Below are 24,236 nucleotides of genomic sequence, written 5' to 3'. Positions count from 1 at the left end.
GGGGATGTCGTTGAAGACGCAGCCGATTCGTTACCACGTCGACGTTCTGAAGCGCGACGCAAACGGGCAGCTGTTTCGCGCGGGCCAATGCACGCTGGTGCATGGGCGTCAGTACGTTGACCCGGCCGGGCGTGTCCGCGTGGCCAGCAGCAGGCACGCCGCGCGGAAGGTCGCTCGAAGCGTTTACCCCACGCCGGAGTTCAGCCTCGGCCGCGTGAACGTCCAGTACACGACCGCCCTTCAGGAAAACTTTGCATGAGCCGTTTCACCAGCCGCAAGTTCATCCTCGCCCTCGCCGCGCAGCTGATCGCCCTGGCGGTGCTGTTCTGGCCCGAGCATGAAAACGTGATCACCGAGGCCGTCACCCAGGCCACGGCGTTGCTGCTGAGCCTGGGCACCGCCGCGGGCTACATCCACGCCGAAGGCAAGATCGACACCGAGCGAGCGAAAACCAACCAGGGGGGCTGATGCGCGACCGTGACACTTCCGCGAAACCCATCGACTTTGCCGACGCGGCGTCCGCCCGCCGCGTGCTCGAACGCCGCGCCGCCGCCGAACACGTGTTGGCGATGGCCCAGCACATGGGGCATCGCGAGCGCGTGCTGCTCGAGCAGATCTACCGCCACGGCCTGAGCATCACCGACGTCGCCCGGCTGATGAACGTTCGGCCGCGCACGCTGCAGCGCGAGGTCCGCTGCCTGCTCAACCGGATCGCCGATCCGGAGTTCGGCTTCGTCGTCGCCGGTCAGGAGTTGCTGCCCCGGGACGTTCGCCAGGTCGCCCGGCTCGTCATCCTCGAAGGCCGGGCGCTGCGCGACGCCGCGAAACGCACCGGCCTGACCCTGCATCGCGTGCGCTGCCATCTCGCCACCATCCGCGCGTTCGCCGAGGCCCGCCGTCGCCAGTTCGACCTGGCGGGATGAGCCGTTTTGGAGTTTCCCGGATGCGAGGTCGAAGGGTGGACGTGATTAAATGAGTTTATTCGACGCCAAACAACTCGTAGCGCTGTCGAACCTGGCTGGCTTCATGGTCTACGACCCGCAGGCGCCCGGCTATCGCAACGGCGTTGGGACGTTCACCCGCCCCAACGTCGGGCTGGTCACCTGGCGCGGGCCAGTGGATCCGCGCGACTCTAACCCCGGTGAGTTTGTCGATGGGGTGGATGTATGGATCGAGGTTGAGCATGTCGGCGCGTCGTTTGATGCAGGCGCGCTGGACCTGCTGACCGAACCCGACATTCGTGCGGCGTGGTCATCGGCGCGTCGCTTGCGTGGCGCGTATGACGGGCTGGTCTTGGAGGTGCGTGAGAGCGACGCGAACACGCTGGCGGACGTCGGCTTTGACAATGGCGGTATTGACCAACCGGCCCTGCTTGCCCACGTCGGCAGCCATGACGGTCTGGTCCGGCGACTGTATGACCAGAGCGGTGGCGGGCGTACAGCCGCGATGACGACTGACGCGCAGCAGCCTGCCGTGGTCGATTCGGGCACCGCAATTGAGTTGGGCAGTCGTCAGGCGATTCGATTCGGAGCGACGACCAGTACGCGGCTGGAGGCGGATGCGCCGACTCTCATACGCGACCTTGCAGGCTTCACGGTCTTCGCGGTGGCCCGCTCTACCGACGCCAGCGGCGCAGGTCGTCCGATCCTGCGCGTTGACGGCGATGGCAACCAGCTTTTCACGCTGCGCACCAACGGCGGCGATTGGCAGGTCGGTGGCCGCCGGGTCGGATCGGACGCGTTCCAGATTCTGACTGGTCCTGCGGTCAACACGAGCGAAGACGTGGCGATTGCGGCGCGGATCGACTTTATCGCTGGCGAAGCGTCCCTATGGATCAACGGCGTTGAAGTGGCAGCCGACGCCAACTGGCACGATGGCGGCAACAGTGCCGATGCAGCCGCGAGCGACGTGTATATCGGTCGAGAGATCGGCATCACCCGCCAGTTCATCGGGCCGATCGGCGAGTTGTTTGTGATCGGTTCTGTGTTGAGTAACGCCGACATGGAGGCCGTGCAGGGCGACCAGATGACTTACTACGAGATCGAGTGATATGCGCGAACCCAAAAGCAAGCATGACGGCGTGGATTGGTCGCGTCGAAAACAGATGTGGCACGCGACGTACGGCAACTGCTGCGACGGCCTGCATGATTTGGGCTACCACGACGACGAGCAGGACGCGGCCGATGCGGTGAAAGCCTTCACGGAGAGCCATGAGCGAACCAACGACGCCATTTGAGGACGCATTGCCAGCGGACAACCCCGACTGGACGCCGCTCGCGCAGGAGGATGTATACCTCGGCGAGTTGGCGGCGTGGTCGCCACTGATCGCGCACGATCTGGATGTGGCTCGCTCATTTGGTGATCGGCCGATCAATCTACTGCGCGTCGGCAACCCCGCGGCGACGCTCGGTGAGTCGCGACGGGCGATCTACATTTCAGGCTGTATCCACGGAAATGAACCTGCGGGCCGGGAAGCACTGTTTACCTGGCTGCGTGAAGTGGTCGCGCAAGACGCTGATTTTCTCCGAACTCATCACATCATCGCTGTGCCGACGATCAACCCCGATGGCCGTGCCAACGACACGCGAGGCAATGACGACTCCAACCGCGATCTCAACCGTGTATGGGTCCAACTCGATCAACCTGAAATCTTCTACAGCTGCGAGTTGTTGCGCGATCTGCGCCCACTGATGGCAATCGATCTGCATGAGTTCGTTGGCGGCGGCGAGGACGTTGCAAAGATCAGAGGGGCCGACATACCAGACGCCGACGAAGCGTTGCGGGGTCTGGCCGAGGATGTGTCGGGGCAACTGATCGACCATCTGAACAGCTTGGGGATCAACGCGGACTGGTGGCCGTCGAACACCAACCCGCGCCATGCTCGCAATGCTTGGGGGCTTAAGCACGCCTTACCGATCCTCGTCGAGACGAATCGGAGCGAGGGTTACGACCGTCGTGTGCGGTACGAAGCACAGTTGGAGTGTTTGCGGTTCCTGTGGGGTTGGTACAAGGATCACTGGCGGGACGCGCAAGCCGCGACCGGCAACGCCCGACGCGCGAAGGTACACGAAGGGCTGACGAGGGATCGCGCGTTTGCGATGGTCGAAGGTGATGAGGTGTTCCCGCCCGGCAGGTCATACACAATCAGCGCGGCGGATGCGGTTACGCACGGCGCCCGGCTCGCCGCGCATGGGATCAACACCGCCGCCGTCGATGACGCGTCGGGCGATGTGCAGGCGCGATGCGATCAGGCAGCGCAGCCGATGCTGCCCTACGTCGTCGATGCGGACTCGGCCTACAACATCCTTTCAGCGACTCGCAACAGTGACCTGCAAGACGACATTCGGCCGCATCGGCTCGGGAGGCTTGGGCAATGACACGCCGACTCCGATGGCAAGATGAGGCGATGCGACCCGACCTTGCTGTTGAGGCGCGGCCGTCGCCGCTGGATGGCGAGGGCGACGTTGTGCCACTAGTACACACCGCAGACGGGGAGTACATCAGCGCAGAGCTTGAGACGTGGGCCGAGGCATACACGGTGTTCGCGGATGATGCGCCTGTTGGCACGATTGAGGCGACGGGCACCACCACCGATAGCGAGTCGCCCTGGTCGGCCGGACAGCGTGACCAGGTGCTTGATCAGCTTGCGCTGCTGACCATCCGCACCGCCGCGGGCGTCGCCGTCTCACCCGGCAGCCACATCGCCGACGATGGCCAGACGCTGATCCTCGTGCAGGGCGAGACGTATCTCGCCGCCATCGACAACGCGCTGCTCATCAACATCACCGACCCGCGCCTGCCCGATCCGATTGAAGGCACCGTCCCGGTGCTGCGCATCGCCGCGCGCGGGCGCGTCGGTGCAGCCTTGAGTGTAGAGGGCGTCGTCACGACGTTCGATCCCGAAACCGGGCAGGCCGTTGCCGGGTTCGAGATGACCCAGGCGCAGTCGGCCGGCCTCAACGCCGGCACCGGCAACGTGTGGGAGCTGGACTGGAAGATCAGCGGCGATGCCACGCAGGTGATCACGAGTGTGATCGACGCCCCCTGCCACGTGCGTCGCCAGATCGGATGACTTGAGGAAGGACGCCCATGATGCCGCCCCGTTACCTGCTCACCGTCGCCGTCGCCCTGCTGCTCGCGTCCGCGTGCCTGGCCGAGGGACCCCGGCCGATCGAACAGACCCAGGCGGAACTGCGGGACGTGATCCGCGACATCGACCAGCGGCGAAGCGCTCACTATCACGCCGAAGGGGACGACGAGGTGGAGCTGCATCGGTTGGCGCTGGCGGTGCACCGGGCGCTGGTGCTGGCGCGCGGGCTGGTCGCCGACTACCAGGCCGAGGCGGCGCGGCTTGCTGATCATGAAGTGCCCGATGATGAGGCACAAAACGAGCCGCCGTCAACGGATGATCCACAAGATGAAGACGCGGATCCGTCGGCCCCTGACCCCGAACCCCAGCTGCCGGCCGATGGCCTTCAGGTCGAGGGCTTGTCCATCGGCGACGTCGTGAGCGGCGCGGTGACCGTCACCGTGCGGGCCGACGTGCCCGCCAGCCGGCCGATCATGGCCAGCGTCACGCCCGTCGACGACGGCGGGCCGACCTGGTCGGGCAGCGTGCCCGACGTCGACGGTCAGCGACAGTTCACGCTCGACACGCGGGATCTGGACGACGGCGAGCACGTCTTGAGCGTCCGCGTGCATGCCAGCCTGTTCGGCGGCGAGGTGGTCGATCGACGCGACGTTGCTTTCACGATCGACAACGCCGACGACGAATGACCTTCACTTAAATGTGAAACCCCAGGAGCCCGCCGTGATCCAGGACCCCCGCATCGTCACCGCCATCGCCAAGGCCGTTGAGCCCAAGGCCGCGAAGTGTGCGGCCGAGGCCGTGCCCCCTTCAAGCGTCAGCCACGTGCGCGCGCAAGTCGCGATCGCCGGCACCGTCAAGCGCGGCGAATCGCAGATGGCCCGGCCCACCGCCAACCTCATGAGCAAGGCGGTGATCGCCGAGCTGCTCCGACGCATGGGCGTGACGCAGGCCGCGGCCGTGCAGCACCTGCGGGCGATCGCCCTGGAGCACATCGAGGCAGGCCGCACTGACATCGCCAAGGCTTTGGCCGACGCCAACCCCGAGCTGCTGCTCGCCGTGAAGCAGCTGGAGGACGAGCTGGTCAACCAGCTGCCCAAGCAACCCAAGCCCGCGCCGATCCGCGTGGCGCTGAGCGTCGACGTCACCGACGCCCACGTGAACTGAGGCGATCCCATCCCAATAGGTACTACCGGGCGGGGGTGGGGCCGGCGACCCCATAGGGAACAGCACGTTTGCACGACACACTTTCTTTCGCGCCGCCCCCCACGGAAATCCGCCATGCCGATGCTCATCGCCTTCTTGATCATGATCATCCTCACGCTGGCGAGCTACCGGTGGCGGCCGGCTTGCCTGGACCAACAGGATGAGATGCGTCTCCGCCTCGCACCTTCATGGATCTGGGTCTGTCCGTTGGTTGCTTTCATCTGGGTCGCCGGTTCGACGATGTGCGTCTTGGCAATAGCTGCCTGGTGTGGCGGGGAACACGCTCTCCACGTCTGGCCGTTGGCTGTCGCTTACGGCATGTTCGTCGGATTTCTGGACTGGCTCCGGCTCAGCCGCCTGCGTGGGGGTGGGGATCGGCGTCGATTTGTGACGGGCCTCTCACATGAAACAGCGAAGCCAGACACTCACACTTCCGGATGCCACCACAGCACGCGTTGAGGTGATCCGACGTTACCGATCGCCGATCGATGGCAGCGAGCGCATCGACGTCCGTTTGATCGACGGCGCGACGTACGTCGGCCTGCCGGCCGAGTGGGCATCGCCAGCAGACGAAGCGATGCATGGCCAAGCGTAAGAAAGCCAACTCGAAGAAGAAGGCGAGCGATTCGCCGCCAGAGCCACCGCCGACGAACTCGAGCTACGAGCGCCACCGCGAGCGGTCGGCCGGCCGGCAGGCCGAGCAGTCCCGCGCCGGCCGCGACATCGGCGAGCTGCCACCAATCGAGAATCCGAAGCGGCGCGAGGCCGCGGGCGGTGACTTCAAGCTCTTCTGTCAGACCTACGCCCCGCACGTCTTCTGCCTGGCGTGGGCGGATCCGCACGACCAGGCGGCGGAGCGGGGCGAGGCCGTCGTCCGGCGCGGCGGGCTGTTCGCGCTGGCGATGCCGCGCGGCTGGGGCAAAACGAGCCTGTGCATGTGGGCGGTGCTGTTCGCCGTGCTCTACGGCTTGCGCCGCTTTCCCGTCTACGTCGGCGCCGCCGGCGACGAGGCACGCCTCCGCCTGGAAGAGATCAAGGTCGAACTGGAAACCAACGATCTGCTGCTGGCCGACTTCCCCGAGGTCTGCTTCCCGATCCGCGCCCTGGAAGGGATCGTCCAGCGCGGCAAGGGCCAGACCTGCCAGGGCAAGCGTACGCACATCGGCTGGAAGGGACGCCGCATCGTCCTGCCCACCATCGCCGGCTCGCCGGCCAGCGGCGCGGTGATCGAGTCGCGCGGCATCACCGGCGCGATCCGAGGCATGCGCCACACGACGCCCGATGGCCAAGTGCTGCGGCCGGATCTGGCCGTCGTCGACGACCCGCAGGATGACGAGTCGGCCGAGTCGCCCAGCCAGGTGGCCAAGCGGCTGCGCACCATCAACGGCTCCATCCTCGGCCTCGCCGGGCCCACGCGCCGCATCGCGGCATTTCTCCCGTGCACCGTGATCCAGCCCGGCGACCTGGCCGACCAGGTGCTCAACCGCCAGCTCAATCCGCACTGGAACGGCCAGCGCACGCAGGCGCTGTCGAAGCTCCCCAGCGATGACAAGCTGTGGGCCGAGTATGCCGAGGTCCGGGCGGCGGGTTACCGCGAGGGCGACGACGGGGCCGCGGGAAATGCTTTCTATCTGGAGCATCGCGAAAAGCTCGAGCTCGGCGCTGAGGTGGTCTGGCCGGCGAACGTCAAGGAGGGCGACGTCGCCGCGCTGCAGAGCCTCATGAACCTGAAGATCGATGACGAGCGAAGCTTCTGGGCCGAGCAGCAGCAGCAACCGATGAGCCTGGAGCAGGCCTCGGAGGACAAGCTCGACGCCGACGCGATCGCCGCCAAGATTATCGGCGTCAAGCGCGACGTCGCGCCGAACGAGCTGACCCGCCTTGTCTCGTTCATCGATCCGAGCAGCAAACTGCTATGGTGGATTGTCTGTGCATTCGGCGACGGCTTCGCCGGCCACGTCATGGCCTACGGGGCGTGGCCGGACCAGGGGCTGCCCTACTTCACGAAGTCCGACGCGAAGAAGACGCTGGCCCGGGCCAAGCCCGGCGCCGGTCGGCCGGCGCAGGTCCTGCACGCTCTGGAAAACCTGTCGGAGCAGCTGCTCGCGCGCGAGTGGCAGAACGAGTCGGGGCAGCCGCTGCGGATCGAGAAATGCCTGGTCGACGCCAACTGGGGCGAGGCGACCACGCTGATTTACCAGTTCTGCCGCCAGAGCCCCCACGCCAGCATCCTCACGCCCAGCCACGGCCGGTACCTCGGCCCCGGCGACGCGCCGATCGGCGACTGGAAGAAACAGCCCGGCGATCGCATCGGCCACCACTGGCGTGAACGTCCCTCGAAAAACCACGCCAAGCGGTTCGTCACCTACGACACCAACCGCTGGAAGACGGCCGTGGCCGATGGGCTCCGCGTGCCGCGCGGCGACGTCGGCGGCATCACGCTCTACCAGGCCAGCCGGGAGCGGCATCGCCTGGTGATCGATCACCTGCTAAGTGAATCGCCCGTGCCGGTTGAGAGCAAGGGCACGCAGCTGACGATCTGGAAGCAGCCGCCGAACAAGGACAACGACCTGCTCGACGGCTTGGTCGGCTGCTGCGTCGGCGCGAGCATGCTCGGCATCGAGGCGGTGGGTCACAAGCCCGCCCCGAAAAAGAAGTCGCGTCGACGACGCGGCGTTTCCTACCTCTGACCCGGAGTCCATCATGGCCAAGCGCAAGCGAAACCAGGCAACCGCATCCCCCCAGCCCCCACGCCCGACCTCGTCCGCCGCCATCACCCAGGTGCCGGCGAGCTGCCCGCACTGTCAGGCGACGGATCTGACGGAGCTGCGCGTCGTCGCCGACCGCGCCCTCGTCGGCCGCACGCCTGCCGGCGATCGCTACGACCGCGTGACCTGGTCGGATCAGCGGTGCACCGGCTGCGGCGCCAGCGTCCGCGTTCGCACCTACCACCACGCCGAAGCGCACTGACGCGACGCCCGGGCCGGAAGTGATGGCCAGTCCCCGTTCCATGGTTGACACCCTTGAAAAGTTCCTCGCCCAGGGTGTGGGTGTGGGGCAGGTGGTCATCGACGGCACCACCGTCCGCTACGACCGCAAGCAGGCCATGGACGAACTCGAGTACTGGCGCCGACGCCTGGCCCGCCAGGAGCGTCGCCGCCGCCGTTTCAGCACGATCGACCTTCGCAGGGTTTGACATCTGCGCATGGCTGAACAGCAAGTCCAACCCACCGCCCCCATCGGCGAAGCCGCTGGCGTGACAAACCTCCCGGCCCCTTCGGCTGAGGGGTATGACGCCACGCGCGAAACGCCTCGCCGCAAGCCGCCGCGTACGAAGCTGCGCAGCGAAGATCAGACACTGCTGCCGAAAGAGCGATCGCGGCTCACCGCCACGACCCGCGACATCAACCGTAACTTCGCCATCGTCGCGTGGATGGTGCGCAAGCACCTGGACTACGTGGCGAGTCACACGTTCCAGGCCACCACGGCCGACGACGGTTTCAACCGCGAGCTGGAAGCCTGGCTCAAAGAATGGTCGAAGCGGGAGAACTGCGACGTGGCCGGTCGTCACCGGCTCGATCGACAGATCCGCCTGGCTGAGGGTCGGCGCTGCATCGACGGCGACATGCTGGTGTATCGCCTGGCCACCGGCCGTCTGCAGGCGATCGAGGGCGACCGCTGCCGACTCGACCGCCACAACCTGCCGCGCGACCTGGATCCGATGGACTGGACGCACGGCGTGCGGACCAACCAGGCCGGCAAAGCGTTGGCCTACATGATCTGCAACCGGGCCCGGTACGGCGCGGGCTTCGAGTTCCGAACGATTCTCCCGGCCCGGCACGTGTACCAGCATGCCTTCTTCGATCGCTTCGACCAGGTCCGCGGTGTGAGCCCGATCGCGGCTGGTGTGAACACGTTCCGCGACGCGTACGACGGCATCGACTATGCCCTCGTTCGCGCGAAGGTTTCCCAGCTGTTCGCCCTGGCGATCACGACCAAGGACGCGGAGGAGGAAGAGGACGGTGAGGCCAGCGAGTACGACGTGGCGTTCGACAAGGGACCGATCCAGCTGAACCTCGATCCCGGCGACGATGCGAAGTTCCTGGAAAGCAATCAACCTTCGGACCAGTTCCGCCACTTCATGCAGGTCTGCATCGCCGTCGCGCTGAAGTCGCTGGACATCCCGTTTTCGTTTTACGACGAGAGCTTCACCAACTTCTACGGCAGCCGCGGCGGGCTGATGCAGTACTTGAAATCCTGCAAGGCCAAGCGCCGCGACGTGCAGGAGATGCTCGACTGGATCAGCGAGTGGCGCATCGGCCTGGCGATCCAGGACGGTGACCTTCGCCTGCCGCGTGGCTGGGATCGCCGCGACGTGACCTGGCAATGGGTGCCGGATGGCGTCCCCTGGTGGGATCCGGCCAAGGAGGCCCGCGGGCACGCGATGAGCGTCGCCGCGGGCTTCGACACGTTCGAGCACGTCGTCCGCGAGACCGGCGGCGGCACAGGCGACATCTACGAAAACCTGCGGGCGAACGCCAAGGTGCTCGCGTTCGCCAAGGAGCTCGGTGTGCCGCTGGTGCTGCCGGGCGCCGCCGCGTTCAACCCGCCGCCCGCCGTCGGCAGCAACGATGAGGAAAGCGAGGGGTCTGATGCCAAATGAACTCATGAGCGACCACCCGGTCACCGATTCGCTCGGCGCCAGCCCGGCCCCCCGGGTCGATCTCGGCGGCGTCGATGTGCCGCCGCAGGCGCGACTGGATGAGTACTACGGCCTCTGGGCTGTGGAGGAGTCGCGATTCTGGGCGCTGTTCCAGCGCGCTCGGAACATGGACTGGGGCCGGCACTTCGCCGAGCCCCGCGCGCGGCGGGGACAGACGATGGCGGTTGTTCGCGGGCCGCGCCAGAGCATCGGCAGCGACGGGGTGGGCGAAGGGCCGAGCGTCGTGGTGCTGCAGGCCCGCGGCACGCTGATGAAGCATGCCTCCAGCCTCGACAACGCCACGTCGACGGTGGAGCTGCGCCGCCAGATCCGGGCCGCGTCCCGCGACTCGGAAATCGGCGGCATCATGATCGTCTTCGAATCGCCCGGCGGCTCCGTCGCCGGCACGCCCGAACTGGCCCGCGAGATCCGCCTCGCCGCCGAGCGCAAGCCCGTCTTCGCCTTCGTCGAGGACCTCGCCGCCTCGGCCGCGTACTACGCCGCGAGCCAGGCGACGCGGATCTACGCCAACGACCGCACCGCCCTCGTCGGCAGCATCGGCACGGTCATGGCCACGTACGACGTTTCGAAGCTCGCGGAACGTCAAGGCATTGAGGCGGTGGCCTTCACCACTGGCCCGTACAAAGCCGCCGGCATGCCCGGCGCGCCGATCACCCCCGAGCAGCGGGCTTACTTCCAGGACCTGGTCGACCGCACGCAAACCAGCTTCAGCGACGCCGTGGTCGAGGGACGCGGCCTCACCGCCGAGCAGCTCGCCGCCGTGGAGACCGGCCAGGTGTGGCTCGCTGACCAGGCGATGGAGCTGAAGCTCATCGACAACATCCAGAGCTTCGACGATTCGCTCGCGGAGCTGATGCAACTCTCTGCCGAAGGCGGAGCGCCCAGCGCCTCGGCCCGGCATTCCCACCGCGCACAGGAGACCCGCGCCATGCCCGAGACCCAACAGCAGACCCCGACCCCCGGCCCCGCCCCTGCCCCCGCCCCCAACGCTGATGCCGATGCCCCGTCGCCCGCGGCTGCGAAGCCTGACGCGGCGACAACCCCCGCGCCCTCCCCGGAGGCGACCGTGGACGCCGCGAACACCGACGCCGGCAAGGCTGCCGGCAGCGGCGACGCCGCCGAAGCCGCCGCCTCCCGGGGCGCTTCGGCCGAACCGGCCACGCTCGCGCAGCTCAAGGAGGCCTTCCCCAACGCCTCGGCCGAGTTCCGCGAGCAGTGCCAGGAGCAGGGCTTCACGCTTGGCCAGGCGTCCACCGCCTACGCGAAGAATCTCGAACAGCAGCTGACTGCGGAACGCGAGGCCAGCGACGAGCTGCGTCAGCGCCTCGGCCAGACCGATCGCGGCGGTGACGAAGCCGTCGTGTTCCAGGCCGAGTCCAGCCCGGAGGACGCCCGCCGGCAGAAGATGGGCCGACACATGGGCAGCGCCGCCGCCGCCCTGACCGGCGCCGTCCGCATCAGCGGCCGCAGCAACAAGTGATCCACCGTTCGCACAGGTCTGACGCACCGGCCTGACGCATCGCCCCTTCATGAACCCGCGCCGCACGTCGGCGACCCCGTTTGGAGAAACCACCATGCCAGAATTCCTGACGCTCGCCGACCTGGTCAAGATCAACGATCAGAACCTCGCCGACCGCAACATCACCGACCTGCTCAACCGCGCCCCGTTCCTCGCCGCCCTGCCGGCGGACGAGGCCAGCAACGGCACGACCCACAAGTACACGAAGGAAGTCGGCGCCCCGGTGGTCGGCTTCCGCAACGTGAACGAGGGCCGCGAACAGGGCAAGAGCGCCGACGAGCTCGTGTCGATCGACCTGAAGATCCTCGACGCCAGCTTCGCCGTCGACAAGGCCCTGGCCGACGCCTATCGGCTTGGCCCCGACGCGTATGTCGGCCGGGAAGCGGCTCGCCACTTGCGCGCCGCGTTCTTCGCGGCCGAGCAGCAGATGATCAACGGCACGGGCAAGGCCGACGGCGACGGCTTCACCGGCCTGGCCGACGAGATCGGCTGGGGCCACCAGATGTTCGTCAACGTCGGCGGCGCGGGCGCCACCGCAGACAAGAGCTCGGTCTACCTCGTCCGCGCCACGGAGGACATGGACAACGTCGTCGCGATCACCGGCCGTGAGGGCCAGATCGACATCGGCGAAACCGTTGTGCAGCAGCTCACTGAGGGCACGACGCTCAAGAAGTACAGTGGCTACTACACGCCGATCGAGGGCTGGGCCGGTCTGCAAGTCGGCGGGCTGCGCAGCGTCGCCCGCATCGCCAACATCGACGACGGCGACAACAAGGTCACCGACGATCTGATCTACCAGGCCCTGGAACGGTTCCCCGGCTGGGGCCAGCCGACGATGATCGTCATGAACCGACGGTCGCTGCGTCAGCTCCGCGAATCGCGCACGGCCACCAACGCCACCGGCGCCCCGGCGCCGCGGCCGACCGAGGTCGAGGGCATCCCGATCCTCACCGTCGAGAGCATCAGCTCCACGGAGGCCACGGTCGTCGAGCCGAGCTGATCCTGACGTCACCTCTCCGCCGTCCCGGCGGACGGTCCTGTCCCCGTCCGCCGGGCTTTTCCTTCACGGGTCATGCTCATGGGCAACCTGATCGACAACGCGATCGCCGCCGCTCACGCCTCGCTCGCTTCGGTGGCGGGCCGGGTGATCACGTATCGCCGCGGCTCGACCACGGTGTCGATCGAGGACGCCCTGATCGGCGAAAGCCGCTTCGAGGTCGTCGAGGCCAGCGGCTTCCATAGTGAAACCGTCTCGCGCGACTACCTGATCCCCGCCGCGGAGCTCGCCGGCCTCGCACCGGCCGAACCGCGCGAAGGCGACCAGATCGAAGAGCAGGTCGGCGGCGAACGCCGCGTCTACGAGGTGATGCGACCCGGCCCGGGCCAGACCGCCTGGCGGTACCGGGACGCGGCCCGGGCGCAGCTGCGGATCCACACGAAGCACGTGCAGACGGTGGAGGTCGAGTGATGATGAGCGACCCCGAAAGCAACCTCAGCTACGAGCTGAGACAGATCAAGGACTCGATGCGACGCATCGAGCATTCACTTAACGGCAACGGCCAGCCCGGCATCAAGACGCGGCTGGCCCTCATTGAACACTGGATCCGCGACGCCCGCCGCGTCGTGGTGCTCGTCATCGGCAGCGCCCTGGCCGCGGTCAGCAGCGCGGTTGTGGTCCTGGTGAAAGCAGCGGTCGGAGGGCTGTCATGAAGATCGTCACCGACGTCGCCGAGGCCGTGCTCGCCGAGTTGAACGCCGGCTCGTTCAGTGAACCCTTCCAGGCCCAGCGCCTCTACCTGCCCATTCACGAGCTGGCGCAGCTGACCGAGCTCAAGGTCATGGTCGTGGCGCGGGGCGTGGACATCGCCCGCTCCAGCCGCGAAGACGACGAGTTGAACGTGCAGGTGGATATTGGCCTTCGCCAACGCGTGCTGCCGGATAACACGCAACGCATCGATGAGCTGCTCGCCCTGGTCGAAGCGATCGAGGGATACCTGAACCGGCGGGAGCTCGCTGCCCTGCCGCACGCTGAGTGGATGGGGGCCATAAGCGAGCCGCTTTACGACCCCGTCGACCTGCGGGAACGCCACACGTTCACCGCCGCTTTGAGTCTGACCTACCGCCTCGTCCGGCAACCCCACGGGAGTTGACTGTGCAGATCGGCATCGGCATGTCGCGCAACCAGGCGAAGAGCCTGTTCTTCGATCGCCCGCGCGTGCTGGCGATGATGGAGCGCACGCGCCATCGGGTGTTCGGTCGGTTCGGCGGCTTCGTCCGCATGACGGCCCGGCGCAGCATCCGCAAGCGCAATCGCATCAGCGAGCCCGGGCAGCCGCCCAGCTCGCACGAAGGCAGCCTGCGTCGAGGCATCTGGTACGCCGCGGACCCGCAGCGCAGCTCCGTGGTGATTGGGCCCGTGTCGACCAACCAGGTGTTCTTCGATGGCGATATGCGCCCCATCCGGGGCACGGTGCCCGAGGTGCTCGAGCATGGCGGCGTGGTCCGAACAATCGAAATCTACGTCATGGGCCGGTGGCGGCGGCGTGATCTGCGACGCAAGGGGGCGGTGGCGTCGGTCGCGGCCGCAAGGGCGGCGGCGCAAAGCGGTGTCCTCAGTCCTGGCCGCGTGGTGCTCAGCGGCGGCGTGCCGCAGCGGACGCGCCATTCCACCATCGCCCCGCGCCCTTACATGGGGCCGGCGTTTCAGAAGGGCCTTCAGCGTCTGCCTGATTTCTGGCGCATGGCTGCCTCTCGGGCGGCGGCCTGATTTACAACCCGGCCACATGGCCATGCAAGGAGACTTCCCATGCCTCGATTCAAGCTCGGCCGCAAGGCCACGCTCCACTACGGCGACACGGACGGTGAGACGGTCGGCAGCCTCACCGAAGCCGGCAACGTCAAGGACGTCACCGTCAACCTCGGCAGCGCCACGGCCGACGCCACCACGCGCGACAACGGCGGCTGGCGGGCGACCGCCCAGACGCTCAAGGAAGCCGGCGTCGAGTTCAGCCTCGAAGCGCGGCCCGGCGACGACTTCTTCGAGACGCTGCGCGACGCGTACCTCAGCGCCGAGCCGATCGGCATGAAGGTGCTCGATGGTCCCTCTGGCGACGGCGATGGCCCCGTCGGCGACTGGGTGGTCACCGACATCTCGCGATCGGAAGAACTGGAGGGCACCGTCGTCTACAGCGTCACGTGTGCCATGTCGCGCTTCGAGGAGTGGGAAGAGGCGACCGCCGCCTGATAAGGCGACCGCGCTCTTCCTCGCCCCCCTGTCATTCACCCCTGCCCAGAGAAAGGCAAACCCATGGACCTGATCAAGCCCGTAAACGAGCCGACGAAAGACGCCGTCGTGGCGGCGCGTTCGATCCGGCGCGAACTGCGCAAGCTCATCGAACGCGAAAAGGCCTCGCTCCTGAAGGTCAACAAGCTGCTCGCCCGTGCCGGCCGCGCCAACGTCGACGAAGCGCTGGGCGCCAAACAGGCAGCGGATCTCAAGCAGATCTACCAGGCCCGGCGCCAGCAGCTGCGCGAGACCGGCTTCGACGTGCCCGACATGGAGGGCAACGCCGTGACCCGGTCGGCCGAGCCGCCCGCCGACAACCCGACGCCGCCTCGCAAGTAGGCGCGGCGTCTGCACGGATGACCGGACCCCGTAACCAGGAAACGCGATGCAAAGTTTTGAAGACAGCCAGGGGCGACGCTGGGCGATCGACATCACCATCGGCACCGCCCGGCGCGTGCGCAAGGTGCTGAATCTGAACCTGCTCGACCCGGCCGAGGGCGATCCGCCGTTGATGACGCGGCTGGACACGGACGTGATGCTCTTCGTCGACGTCCTCTACCTGGTCGTGCAGGAACAGGCGACCAATCAGAACGTCAGCGACGAGGCCTTCGGCGCGGGGCTGTCGCCCGATGCCGTGGCCGACGCGCGGCGGGCGTTCTGGGAGACGCTCTCTGATTTTTTCCACAAAACCGGCCGCGCCGATCTGGTTCGGGCGATCGCGAAGCAGCAGGCCCTGGTGGCCGAAGGCTACGCGGCGGCGGGCCGGCGGATCGACCAGATCCAGACGGAGGCGCTGGTCCGCCGGATCGAGACCGCCTCGATCGATGGCAGCTCGTCCGCAAGCTCGCCGCCATCGCCCGCGTCGACCCCGACCGCCTGACGCTCGCGGAGCTGTTCGAGGCGGCGGTCGAAACCCGCCGCGAGCAATGGCACCACACGTCGGCGGTCCTGGCGATGCTCGCCAACGCCAACCGGGATCCGAAGAAGAAGTCGCAGCCCTACAAGCCCGACGATTTCCACCCGGACCCCGGCGAGAAGCCGCCCAAGGAAGAAGCCTTGGAAATCGAGTCGCTGCGGCCGATGAAGCGCCGTTTCGTGGAGTCCTGAATGTCCCAGGCTGGATCCATTCGCGCCGGTCGCGCCCACGTGGAGCTGTGGGGCGACGACAGCCAGCTCCAGCAGACGCTCCGGTCTGTCGAGGGACGGCTGCGGCAGTTCGGCGCCCAGGTGCAGGACATCGGCCGGAACATGCTGCGCGTCGGGGCGATGATCACCGCACCCCTGCTCGCCGCCACCCGCGTGTTCATGCGGGCCGGCGACGAGATGGACAAGATGAGCGCCCGCACCGGCATCGCCGTGCAGCAGCTCACGGGCCTGGTCTTCGCCGTCGAGCAGACCGGCGGCAGTGCCCAGGGGCTGGAGCGGGCCGTGCTGCGGATGACGCGCACCATCGGTGACGCGGCAGACGGATCGCGCGAGGCGCAGGAAGGGTTGCGGGCGCTCGGCCTGGATGCGCGACGGCTGAAACAGATGACGCCGGATGAACAGATGGCGCTCTTCGCCGACCGGCTCAGCCGCGTCGACGACGTCTCGCAACGCGCGGCGATCGGGCAGCGGATCTTCGGCCGGGGCTTCGCCGAGATGCTTCCCCTGTTCGAGCAGGGGGCCGAGGGGATTCAGCGCTACATTCAGGAGGCTCGCGAGCTGGGCATCGTCATGAGCGAGGAGGAGGCGACGGCCGCGGCCGACCTCACCGATCGCTGGAACGAGATGACGCACGCGCTGCGCCGTACCTCGATGGAAATCGGCGCGTCGCTGGCGCCGACGCTGATGCGGCTGGTGGGCCACGTGCGGGAATCGGTCACGGCGGTCAATGATTTCGTGCAGCGCAACCAGCAACTCATCGTCACGGTCTTCACCGTGGGCGCGGTGGTGACCACCACGGGGGCCGCACTGTGGACGTTCGGTGCAATCGTGCGAGGGGTCTCGGCCACGGTCGGCACGATGATCACGGTCATGAAGGCTGCGACCATCGCGACGAAAGGGATGAAGGCGGCACTGGTGGCCCTGGCCGCCAACCCGGTCATCGCCGGCCTGTTGGCGATCGCCGCGGCGTTGACGGCGATCACGATCGCCAGTCGTCAGCTTAGAACGGAAATCGACGTCGCCGACATGACGCCCGAGATGCGGCGCGAAACGACCCGGGCCGAAGGTGGCTTGTCAGAGCTGCGCCGCATGGTCGGCGTCGAGCTCGATGACGAGCAGATGGCCCAGGCCTCGCGCGTCATCAAGCAGCTGGAACGGGACTTCGGCGACCTGGGCATCGAGCTCGATGAAAACACCCGCAAGCTTCGCGGCGTGGAGCGAGCGGCCGTCCGGATGAACGACGCACTGCGCGACCGGGCGATCGGCCAGGCGGAACGCAACATCGGCCAGCTCAACGATCGAATCGCCGAGGCCCGGGCCGAGGGCGACCAGAGCGAAGTCCATCGCCTGCTGCGCCTGCTCGACCAGCGCGAGCAGCAGCTCGAAGCTGCCCGGGCGGGCACGTTCATCACCGGCGCCGGCGCGATGGGGATGGACGACGACTTCGACGGGCGCATCACGTCCGAGCAGGAACGCCAGTTCGCCCGCCGCCTGCACCAGCTGAAGCTCCAGCAGATCGAGGACGAGCAGGAACGAGCGATCGCCCTGATCAACGAACGCTACGACCACGAGCGGCAGGAGGCCGAGGAGGCGGGGCTCGACATCACCGACCTGGAGCGGGCCCGGTCGCTCGAGATTGAGAACATTCGAACCGATCACGCCCGGCAGCGCCGCGACCAGGAGACGCGCTGGGCCGAGCAGGCCCACGACCTGGAGCTGCAGTTGATCGAGGATGAGCAGCAGCGGGCGCTCGCCCTGGTCGAAACCCGCTACCAGCGGCAGATCGAGGAAGCCCGCGCCGCCGGCATGGAAACCGCCGAGCTGGAGCGGGCGCTCGCCGCCGAGACGGAGGCGATCCGCAACCGCTTCGCCGATCAGCGGGCCCAGGGCGATCGGCAGCGCCAGCGCCAGATCGACGAACTGCGACTGCGGTCGACGAAGGAAGGCATCGAGCTGGAGCGATCCCTGCTGGACCTGCGCGAGCGGCAGGCGATCGACGACGCGAAACGCGCCGGGCAGAACCTTGACCTGGTGCGTGAGGAGTTCGAGCTCCGCCGGCAGATGTTCGAAGACCAGGCGGCGATGGACGGTCCTGAGTCGATCGGCGGCTTCGACGCCGACGTCCTGACTCGGCAGATCGCTGGCGTGTTCGAGGTTGACGATGACAAGCGGGAGGAGAAACGAGCGGCCGACGCGGCCGAAGAGACGGCCGAGCATACGAGCGAGCTGGTCGAGCTGTTCCGCGAACGGCCCGGCCCGATCTTTACGTGATCAACGGCGACGCGGGCACACCGCGTCGCGGCAGATCTCGAACCCGCCGCCGATGACCCCGACGACGACGATGAACAGCAGGATGGCCACGACGATTTCCATGGACCGATTGTAGCATGAGCGAACACGAAATCATCGTGAAAGAGAAGTTCAAGTCCCGCGAGCGCATCGCCGGCCAGGGGGCGTCGGTGACGCTCATCTACGACCTGTACGGCTCGAACGACGACGGCGAGCTGCTCGATGCGCTGCAGGCCGAATCGCCCGGCACTTATGGCGATGACAACATGCCGAGGGCGTCAAGCCGGGTCAAACAGGTCGGCAATCTGTGGTGGGAAGGCCGCGTCCGCTACAGCCACGCGTCCACGGGCACCTTCGGCGGCCAGCTCCAGCCTGGCCAGAGCAGCTTCGCGTTCGAGATCGCCGTGCAGCAGGTCCGCATCGTCAAGGGCATCGCGGTGGTCGCCGCGTACGGTGCCGGCGCGTCCGTCAGTGACAACGGCGGACTGATCGGCGCCAGCTCGCAGGGCGTGCAGGGCACGGAGATGATGGTGCCCACCTATGAGTTCTCAGAAACGCACGCGTTCACTGACGCGCAGATCAGCAACAGCTACAAGAACACCCTCGCGGACCTAGTGGGCACGGTCAACAATGGGACGTTCCGCGGTCAGCCCGCCGGCACACTGCTGGCGATCGGCGTCTCGGGCAATCAGCGCGGCGACGGCAACTGGGAGTTGGCGTTCCGCTGGGCGAAGCGAAAGAACCAGACGGGTAAATCGTTCGGCGACATCACCGGCGTCAATGCGCTGGGTTGGGAACACATCGACGTCCGAACCGAGCCGGCCGAGATTGACGGCTTCGGCCGCATCGGCCGGAAACCCATCGCCGTATACGTGCACCAGATCTACGAAACGTCCAACTATTCCGGCTTCGGTATTGGAACGAGCTGAATCATGGGCGACGAACTCAAACGCGTGCGCAGCGGCGAACCGCTGAACATTCCCGCACGGGCCTATAACGCGTTCGCCGCCGCAGCCGACGCGCATCGACGCAACTTCCCAGCCGGCGGCTCGGGTGGTCAGACCGACGCCCCCGCTCAAGTGCTCGTCCGCAACCAGACCGGCGAAGATCTGCCGCGCTTCGCCGTCGTGGGTATCGAAGCCCCGATCATTGATCCGGAGGAACTCGCCGACGCCTTCGCCGAACAGATCGCCATGGTGGGCCTGGCCCCCGACGAAGAGGATCACGTCGGCCGGTTCGCGGTGCTTCAGGAGCCGGCCGTCGACGGCGGCATCGCCCAGGCCGTGGTCGCCGGCGTCACGATCGTCCGAGTGCATGTGGCGACCGGCGATGATCCGCCGGAGTACGTCGACGTTGAGGATCTTTCGGTTGAGGCGCTGGTTGATAAACCAGATGGCTCGGCGCGGGTGCTGTGGATCGAAGACGAGGGTGAGGAACGTTGGGCGATCGTCAATCTCAGCCCTGCTCCGCCCTCACCCCTCGCGGCGTTCCGGGTGACAGGCGAAGAGGATGCCGGCGGTGACCGTGTACGCTACAAGGGTCGCAAGCAGAACGATACTAAGCCCGCCGCCGGCTATGGCGAGTGGAGCGACGATCCGAATGATACGGATGAATACGACCTTTATTCCCCCGCCGAAGAAATCGAACCGGGCAGCAGCGATTTAGACACGGATGACATCGTGTTCGCGGTACGAACGTTGGTCGACGGCGACGACCCCGAATGGTGGATTGTGGGGGTAGCCGGAGGTGGTGACGCGCTGCCGGAGGCTGGCCCACAATATCAAGTGCTTCAATCCGACGGAACGGGTTGGCATTCTGACTGGATGCGTTTAGGGCCAGGAGGCGAGTGATGGGGTGGACTGATCTGCCGGTAGATTACGGATATGACGTCGCAAGGCCTGATTTCCTCAATCAGTTTGTCGAAGCGATCAACGAACGTCGCGCCTTACGTCGGACCGACCTCTTAGCGCCTTTCGAAGAGGGGGATCGTCTGAGCGCAACAAGGATTGCTCAGCTACAGAATGCCTGTGTACTGATGGTCAATGAGTCCGCGTGGTGGGACTGGGACGCCTACCCCAACCCCATGGCTTTGGATCAAACTCCAATAGATGAGCTGTCCGAGTCGGATGTTCGATTGACGTTAACGCGTGTGCGGGAATTAGCCGAGCTGCCCCCTGAAGGCTTTACGCGAAAACGTCCGAAGCTGGTTGGGCCGGGGGACTCTGGTGCGATAGGCGATAGAGCGTATGGCACATCTTCGCTACGGAACGGATTGCCGCCAAGAACGAAATTTGAGTACGACGGTGGTTGGGTTGTTTCTGATGATCAGTGGTCGGCTGTGGATATTGTCACCGAGCATGGCATTGCCCAGGTGGGAGACTACCTGGGCCCGTGGCTGTTCAACGAAATGCAGGTGTTCTTACAGCAAATTAAATGGATACGTCCTGACACGATTCCAGACTTTGCGCCATTCTGGACAGTCAGCAGCGAGAAATTAAGGAACGAGCAAAGTGTTACAGGAGGCGGTTCGAGCACGGACCTTTCCGCATTGCTGGCAGATGCAAAGTCTGAGTGGGGTAGCGCTTCTCCTGTCTCCATCGGTTCCCTTAGCGGCTCTGAGCAAATACGGCTGGAACTTGGCCGCAATCGGAATAGCCAATGGGTGGCGACGGCGGCATCGGCTTCATTCTTATGTGATGCGGAGAGCAACCCATCCTCTCCGATTCACGAATTAAGATGCCATGCATTCTTTTTAATGCAAGTGCGAGGGCTGCCAAGTGCTACGTATGTGAATTTCGATGCGACCCCTCTTGGTTTGGGGTCAGGCTATGAGCATACATACTGGTTTCAGGATTTAGGCGAAGGGGGCTTTGATGACATCTCCCTTGATGTGGACGGTCACACCCTCCCTGCTGACCCTGTAATCCCAGATGCAAGCAGTAACGATCGATCCCGTTCAGGATGTGTAATCGCAGCAGGTTTTGGGGGATCGGTAAGAAACGCCTTCGTGATGCAATTCGATGTCGAAGGCGGGTTTGAATATCTGTGAACCCAGAGACCCCGACTATCAAGGGGCCACAGTAGTCGCGACCTCGTCGCCGGCGAGTGCCGCCGACAGCAGTTGAATGTTCGGCGACGAGCCGGACAGCGCAGCCCGGCCCGTGATCATGTAATCCTGGCCAACCTGCAGACTCGTGCCAAGATCGAGAAACGCACCACGGGCGATGATCGTCACGCCCCGTCCATCTTCGAGCTGAGCCGAAATCCGGCGGATCGATCCAGCCTGCTCAATATCGCGCTCAAGCGTGCGGATCTGCACCTGGACCGCTCGCTGTTCCCGTTGCAGGGTGCGGACCTGGGCTTGCGGATCACGCATATCGCGGGCGCTGTATTTGGCCCGGGTTCGACGCCGCCCTTGGTTGTCGATGTAGTTTTCTCTCGCCGCCTGCATGTCCGCCACGCGACGCTCGGCCTCGCGCAGCCGCGTTGCCAGCGTGCTGTCTGATGCAAGCTTCTCCCGTTCGTTTTCCAGTTGCCTTCGCAACTCGGAAACGTCGGTGGGCTGGTTGGCCAGGATCGTCACACGCCAACTGGCATCGTCGCCGCCATCGCCATCTTCTCCCGCCTGAGCGGCGGCGAGCTCCTCGCGGAGCTCCGCGAGCTCCTCTTGCAAGTTGGCAATCTGAACGTAGAGCTGCTCCGCGACGGTCTGTAACGTGTCGCGGTCGAATTCCGAGAGGTCGGGAATGTCGGGACCGTCGTCCTCGGCGAGAGCCGGCGAAGCAAGCAGGCACAGCGACAACAGAGCAGTGGTCAACAATCGAAACATGGCGTTCCCCTTTCGGAAGCAGAGTTGAATCCCGGACGTCACAAGCGTCGACGTTCAATGTAGCGACTCGCTGCCCCCTCGCCAAGAACAAACGCGCCAAAACCATGCATCCGGCCAGCAGAAGCTTACAAATCAGTTCCATGAGTTGCGGGCGATGTCGCGGACCGCGCCCAGAAGCACGCCGAACGACGCGAGCAGGATTGCTGCGATAAGCATGCCCACCCCTCGGCCGATGGCGGCGTTGACCACCACATGACTCAACGGGCTTGGATCGGTGCTTGTGCTCGCCTCCCAGGCTTGAACGAAGGAAGCGATCGCCGCGAGGCCACTGATCACCCCCGCTGCATACAAGGCACTCATCGCCCACTTGATGTTGTTGTATTCCGGCGTGGCCTGGGCCACTTCCGGCAATTGCTCGATGCTGCTGACGAGCAGGCCGCGATTGGAGGCGTCCAGTTCAACCGCTTCTCTGCTCGGCAGCTCGACGACGTATTCAACTTCGTCGCCATTGGATCGGCGAGCGCCATGAACTTGATACTTTGGCAATGTGTCCCCCTTTCGAAAGGTGTGGTGCCCTACCTTACCGATGCGGCTCTGGGGCGGCAACGGCAACGTATGGTTGCAAGCGCTCACATTGGCTTGTGGAAAAAAATCTTGAGCCGTGGATAACTTCCCGCGCGGCCGCTACGAACCCGCAACCGCATCGGTCTACGGAACCGAAGGTTGCACGTTCGAATCGTGCCAGGTGCATTCTAAAGCTTGAAAACAAAGGCTTTACAGCAGCGCATATTTGACCCACTTCCCCGTCCCACATCCTGACCCGAATTTGACCCAATATTGATCCAGAATAACCGATGCTCTAACGTCTTCTTTCGGACTCCATCCGAGCGACGAGCAACAGCATTACCGACAGCATTCAGCAGAGCTTCCGCAAGTTCAAGCGGACCCACCCCGACATTCTCAGGCACAAAACCCGCTTGGCCAGCGAACGGTGCCCGGTGGAGAAGTGGTGATGTGGCTGCAAAGTGGGCGGTTCGGGGTCAACGGCTTGGTGGGTTACGCGCAGGGAGGACGAGAAGCAACGTGCGGGACGGCGGCTAAAAAAATGGATTCGCTTCAATACTTTACGCTGTCGCGGGCGATCAACTGATAAGGCAACACAAATTCCCTGTCGGAAACGGTGTTATTCAGGTGTGATTCAATAATATTGGCAACCGTCTTCGCCAAGGCCTTGTGATCCTGCATGATGCTCGTCTGCGATGGCGTGGCGTATCGTGAAAACTGCAGGTGTTCCGAGGCTATCACAGAGATTTCTTCCGGAACCTGTTTGCCGAACAGCGACAGCGCATACGCGGTGACAATGCCTGCATTTCCGCCGGGGCAGAACAATGCGTCGATGTCCTGCTGAAGCAGTTTGCCGATGATCTCGACATAGTTGTCGTCGGCGGAGAGATGTATCAACGCGTCGTGTGCAGGCAGGTCTCGCTTTTCCAATGCCTGAATAATTCCCTGACGTCGGGCGTCTGTATTGCCGACGCCGGGCTTGCCGTAGATGATCGAGCCGACCTTGCGACAGCCTCGTTGGTGCAGATGTTCGATGGCAAGGTCCATCCCCTGCATTTCATCTGAGCGTACGCAATAGACGTTTCTGCATCCGGCGGGCGCTTGTCGATCGACCATCACAAGAGGCAAGGAAAAGCGGCCTGGCCACGTTTCAAACTCGTTCGGCTCAGCGCCAATGGCGACCGCTGCACAGAACTGGATGCTATCAAGCCTGTCGAGGTTATCGTGTGGCAATACTTCGATGCGAAGGCCGCGGCGCGGCAGTTCGCTGGTCAACGCCAGCATGACCATTTCCAGGCAATTGCGAATGGGATAGATCTGATCGCTGGGGAGGATGAGCACGACATTGCGCTGCTTGGGGGATAGCCGCGGCTGGTAGCCGTGGGCTTTGGCCACAGACACGACCCGACTGCGGACCTCATCCCGGATATTGGGATGATGGCTGAACACGCGCGACACCGTCGCCGGCGAAACGCCAGCCAGTTTTGCGACATCTTGAATTCTCACGGGAATACAGTAACCCATCTTTGAAAATTTTCAACAATAGCGCCTTGGCTCATGAAAACGCGGCGCATTTTCATCTTCATT

31 protein-coding genes are annotated in these 24,236 nt (G+C 65.3%); 28 read left to right on the top strand and 3 right to left on the bottom strand.

What is annotated here, in order from left to right; all coding sequences use genetic code 11:
• The first annotated feature begins 4 nt into the window (after positions 1-4).
• The 28 genes from ACERK3_09500 to ACERK3_09365 all read left to right on the top strand — a co-directional run bounded on the left by ACERK3_09500 (position 5) and on the right by ACERK3_09365 (position 21,305).
• Positions 5-259 carry a hypothetical protein gene (locus ACERK3_09500; protein MFA9478530.1) on the top strand — a complete coding sequence of 85 codons (255 nt, stop codon included), beginning with the start codon at positions 5-7 and terminating at the stop codon, positions 257-259.
• The gene (locus ACERK3_09495; protein MFA9478529.1) at positions 256-468 is read left to right on the top strand and encodes a hypothetical protein; all 213 of its coding nucleotides are present in this window, start codon (positions 256-258) and stop codon (positions 466-468) included. The genes ACERK3_09500 and ACERK3_09495 overlap by 4 nt, the downstream gene beginning before the upstream one ends.
• Positions 468-923, top strand: coding sequence for a helix-turn-helix domain-containing protein (locus tag ACERK3_09490; protein MFA9478528.1), 456 nt, complete (start codon positions 468-470; stop codon positions 921-923). Before ACERK3_09495 ends, ACERK3_09490 begins: the two co-directional genes overlap by 1 nt.
• Positions 924-972: 49 nt before the next feature.
• A complete protein-coding gene (locus ACERK3_09485) occupies positions 973-2,049 on the top strand; it encodes a LamG-like jellyroll fold domain-containing protein (GenBank protein ID MFA9478527.1) in 1,077 nt (358 codons plus the stop codon).
• Between the two features lies 1 nt (position 2,050).
• Complete coding sequence (locus tag ACERK3_09480) at positions 2,051-2,236, top strand: hypothetical protein (protein ID MFA9478526.1); 186 nt, start codon at positions 2,051-2,053, stop codon at positions 2,234-2,236.
• Positions 2,211-3,377 (top strand): M14 family zinc carboxypeptidase, encoded by a 1,167-nt coding sequence (locus ACERK3_09475; protein ID MFA9478525.1) that lies wholly within the window; start codon positions 2,211-2,213, stop codon positions 3,375-3,377. The genes ACERK3_09480 and ACERK3_09475 overlap by 26 nt, the downstream gene beginning before the upstream one ends.
• Positions 3,374-4,072, top strand: coding sequence for a hypothetical protein (locus tag ACERK3_09470; GenBank protein MFA9478524.1), 699 nt, complete (start codon positions 3,374-3,376; stop codon positions 4,070-4,072). Before ACERK3_09475 ends, ACERK3_09470 begins: the two co-directional genes overlap by 4 nt.
• 17 nt (positions 4,073-4,089) lie before the next feature.
• Positions 4,090-4,776 carry a hypothetical protein gene (locus ACERK3_09465; GenBank protein ID MFA9478523.1) on the top strand — a complete coding sequence of 229 codons (687 nt, stop codon included), beginning with the start codon at positions 4,090-4,092 and terminating at the stop codon, positions 4,774-4,776.
• 34 nt (positions 4,777-4,810) lie between these two features.
• Positions 4,811-5,254 (top strand): hypothetical protein, encoded by a 444-nt coding sequence (locus tag ACERK3_09460; protein MFA9478522.1) that lies wholly within the window; start codon positions 4,811-4,813, stop codon positions 5,252-5,254.
• A gap of 442 nt (positions 5,255-5,696) precedes the next feature.
• Positions 5,697-5,888 carry a hypothetical protein gene (locus ACERK3_09455; GenBank protein ID MFA9478521.1) on the top strand — a complete coding sequence of 64 codons (192 nt, stop codon included), beginning with the start codon at positions 5,697-5,699 and terminating at the stop codon, positions 5,886-5,888.
• Complete coding sequence (locus ACERK3_09450; GenBank protein ID MFA9478520.1) at positions 5,875-7,983, top strand: terminase gpA endonuclease subunit; 2,109 nt, start codon at positions 5,875-5,877, stop codon at positions 7,981-7,983. The genes ACERK3_09455 and ACERK3_09450 overlap by 14 nt, the downstream gene beginning before the upstream one ends.
• A gap of 13 nt (positions 7,984-7,996) precedes the next feature.
• Positions 7,997-8,263, top strand: coding sequence for a hypothetical protein (locus ACERK3_09445; protein ID MFA9478519.1), 267 nt, complete (start codon positions 7,997-7,999; stop codon positions 8,261-8,263).
• A gap of 40 nt (positions 8,264-8,303) precedes the next feature.
• Positions 8,304-8,489 (top strand): hypothetical protein, encoded by a 186-nt coding sequence (locus ACERK3_09440; protein ID MFA9478518.1) that lies wholly within the window; start codon positions 8,304-8,306, stop codon positions 8,487-8,489.
• Positions 8,490-8,498: 9 nt separating this feature from the next.
• Positions 8,499-9,956 carry a phage portal protein gene (locus ACERK3_09435; GenBank protein ID MFA9478517.1) on the top strand — a complete coding sequence of 486 codons (1,458 nt, stop codon included), beginning with the start codon at positions 8,499-8,501 and terminating at the stop codon, positions 9,954-9,956.
• Positions 9,946-11,496: a signal peptide peptidase SppA gene (gene sppA, locus ACERK3_09430; protein ID MFA9478516.1), complete on the top strand. Its 1,551-nt coding sequence runs from the start codon at positions 9,946-9,948 to the stop codon at positions 11,494-11,496. The genes ACERK3_09435 and sppA overlap by 11 nt, the downstream gene beginning before the upstream one ends.
• Positions 11,497-11,590: 94 nt before the next feature.
• Positions 11,591-12,535, top strand: a complete 945-nt coding sequence (locus ACERK3_09425) for a major capsid protein (protein MFA9478515.1) — start codon at positions 11,591-11,593, stop codon at positions 12,533-12,535.
• 78 nt (positions 12,536-12,613) lie between these two features.
• On the top strand, positions 12,614-13,003 hold the full coding sequence (locus ACERK3_09420) for a hypothetical protein (protein MFA9478514.1): 390 nt from the start codon (positions 12,614-12,616) through the stop codon (positions 13,001-13,003).
• Positions 13,003-13,245, top strand: a complete 243-nt coding sequence (locus ACERK3_09415; GenBank protein MFA9478513.1) for a hypothetical protein — start codon at positions 13,003-13,005, stop codon at positions 13,243-13,245. The genes ACERK3_09420 and ACERK3_09415 overlap by 1 nt, the downstream gene beginning before the upstream one ends.
• Positions 13,242-13,685: a hypothetical protein gene (locus tag ACERK3_09410; protein ID MFA9478512.1), complete on the top strand. Its 444-nt coding sequence runs from the start codon at positions 13,242-13,244 to the stop codon at positions 13,683-13,685. Before ACERK3_09415 ends, ACERK3_09410 begins: the two co-directional genes overlap by 4 nt.
• 2 nt (positions 13,686-13,687) lie before the next feature.
• The gene (locus ACERK3_09405) at positions 13,688-14,302 is read left to right on the top strand and encodes a hypothetical protein (protein ID MFA9478511.1); all 615 of its coding nucleotides are present in this window, start codon (positions 13,688-13,690) and stop codon (positions 14,300-14,302) included.
• Positions 14,303-14,341: 39 nt separating this feature from the next.
• Positions 14,342-14,779 (top strand): phage tail tube protein, encoded by a 438-nt coding sequence (locus ACERK3_09400; GenBank protein MFA9478510.1) that lies wholly within the window; start codon positions 14,342-14,344, stop codon positions 14,777-14,779.
• A 63-nt stretch (positions 14,780-14,842) separates the two neighbouring features.
• Positions 14,843-15,160, top strand: a complete 318-nt coding sequence (locus ACERK3_09395) for a hypothetical protein (GenBank protein ID MFA9478509.1) — start codon at positions 14,843-14,845, stop codon at positions 15,158-15,160.
• A 46-nt stretch (positions 15,161-15,206) separates the two neighbouring features.
• On the top strand, positions 15,207-15,701 hold the full coding sequence (locus ACERK3_09390; GenBank protein MFA9478508.1) for a hypothetical protein: 495 nt from the start codon (positions 15,207-15,209) through the stop codon (positions 15,699-15,701).
• Positions 15,702-15,775: 74 nt separating this feature from the next.
• A complete protein-coding gene (locus ACERK3_09385) occupies positions 15,776-15,928 on the top strand; it encodes a hypothetical protein (protein ID MFA9478507.1) in 153 nt (50 codons plus the stop codon).
• A complete protein-coding gene (locus ACERK3_09380; GenBank protein ID MFA9478506.1) occupies positions 15,929-18,238 on the top strand; it encodes a phage tail tape measure protein in 2,310 nt (769 codons plus the stop codon).
• A gap of 116 nt (positions 18,239-18,354) precedes the next feature.
• A complete protein-coding gene (locus ACERK3_09375) occupies positions 18,355-19,185 on the top strand; it encodes a hypothetical protein (protein MFA9478505.1) in 831 nt (276 codons plus the stop codon).
• 3 nt (positions 19,186-19,188) lie between these two features.
• Positions 19,189-20,106 (top strand): hypothetical protein, encoded by a 918-nt coding sequence (locus ACERK3_09370; protein MFA9478504.1) that lies wholly within the window; start codon positions 19,189-19,191, stop codon positions 20,104-20,106.
• A complete protein-coding gene (locus ACERK3_09365) occupies positions 20,106-21,305 on the top strand; it encodes a hypothetical protein (protein MFA9478503.1) in 1,200 nt (399 codons plus the stop codon). Before ACERK3_09370 ends, ACERK3_09365 begins: the two co-directional genes overlap by 1 nt.
• Before the next feature lie 18 nt (positions 21,306-21,323).
• On the opposite strand, the gene ACERK3_09360 is transcribed toward ACERK3_09365, so the two are convergent.
• The 3 genes from ACERK3_09360 to ACERK3_09350 form a co-directional block, all read right to left on the bottom strand.
• Positions 21,324-22,085 carry a hypothetical protein gene (locus tag ACERK3_09360; protein MFA9478502.1) on the bottom strand — a complete coding sequence of 254 codons (762 nt, stop codon included), beginning with the start codon at positions 22,083-22,085 and terminating at the stop codon, positions 21,324-21,326.
• A 132-nt stretch (positions 22,086-22,217) separates the two neighbouring features.
• On the bottom strand, positions 22,218-22,631 hold the full coding sequence (locus ACERK3_09355; GenBank protein MFA9478501.1) for a hypothetical protein: 414 nt from the start codon (positions 22,629-22,631) through the stop codon (positions 22,218-22,220).
• A gap of 570 nt (positions 22,632-23,201) precedes the next feature.
• Positions 23,202-24,173: a LacI family DNA-binding transcriptional regulator gene (locus tag ACERK3_09350; GenBank protein ID MFA9478500.1), complete on the bottom strand. Its 972-nt coding sequence runs from the start codon at positions 24,171-24,173 to the stop codon at positions 23,202-23,204.
• Between the last annotated feature and the right edge of the window lie 63 nt (positions 24,174-24,236).

This window comes from Phycisphaerales bacterium AB-hyl4 (assembly GCA_041821185.1).
GTDB classification, from domain to species: domain Bacteria; phylum Planctomycetota; class Phycisphaerae; order Phycisphaerales; family Phycisphaeraceae; genus Natronomicrosphaera; species Natronomicrosphaera hydrolytica.
This window is presented reverse-complemented; position numbering and strand designations above follow the sequence as displayed.